Raw genomic sequence first — 848 nt, 5'->3', positions numbered from 1 at the left:
CTGTTCCTAATAAAGCAGGCGAGGTATTGAATTACAATCTTGTTGTTAAAAATATAGGCAACGTCACCTTAACCAATCTTGCGGTTGCGGACGCGAACGCAGTGGTAACAGGTTCTCCGGTTCCTAGTCTGGCTCCGGGGGCAAGCGTAACTTTGACTGCTTCACATACTTTAACTCAAAGCGATGTAGATGCTGGAACTTACAGCAATACCGCTACAGTAACAGGTAAAACACCAGCTGGATTGGACGTGACTGATGTTTCAGGAACGACTGAGACTAACGATACACCAACAGTGGCTACCATTACGCCGGCTGGTTCTGTGACTTTAGTGAAAACTGTTAATGGTACTGTGCCTAATAAAGCAGGCGAGGTATTGAATTACAATCTTGTTGTTAAAAATACAGGTAATGTCACCTTAAGCAATCTTGTTGTTACTGACGTCAATGCAATTGTTACTGGATCGCCGGTTTCTACTTTAGCTCCGGGTGCAAGCATAACATTAACCGCTGCTCATACTTTGACTCAAGTTGATGTAGATGCTGGAACCTATACTAACACCGCAAGCATTACAGGTAAAACACCGGCTGGTACAGATGTAACTGACGTTTCAGGAACAACGGAGACTAATGATACGCCAACAGTAGCAACCATTCCGCCAGCAGGTGCTGTGACTTTGGTTAAATCTGTTAACGGTACTGTTCCTAATAAAGCAGGTGAGGAGTTGAATTACAACCTTGTTGTTAAAAATACAGGTAACGTAACCTTAACCAATCTTGTGGTTACGGACGCCAATGCCATAGTAACCGGCTCATCGGTTTCTAGTCTGGCTCCAGGCGCAAGCGTAACA

At 44.3% G+C, this 848-nt stretch carries 1 pseudogene; it reads left to right on the top strand.

What is annotated here, in order from left to right:
- Window positions 1–848 (top strand): annotated as a pseudogene (locus R2Q80_RS21880) (hypothetical protein); the annotation flags it as partial.

This window comes from Pedobacter frigidisoli (assembly GCF_032678525.1).
GTDB classification, from domain to species: domain Bacteria; phylum Bacteroidota; class Bacteroidia; order Sphingobacteriales; family Sphingobacteriaceae; genus Pedobacter; species Pedobacter frigidisoli_A.
Note: the sequence above shows the minus strand (reverse complement) of the source record. Positions and strands in the feature narration are given on the sequence as shown.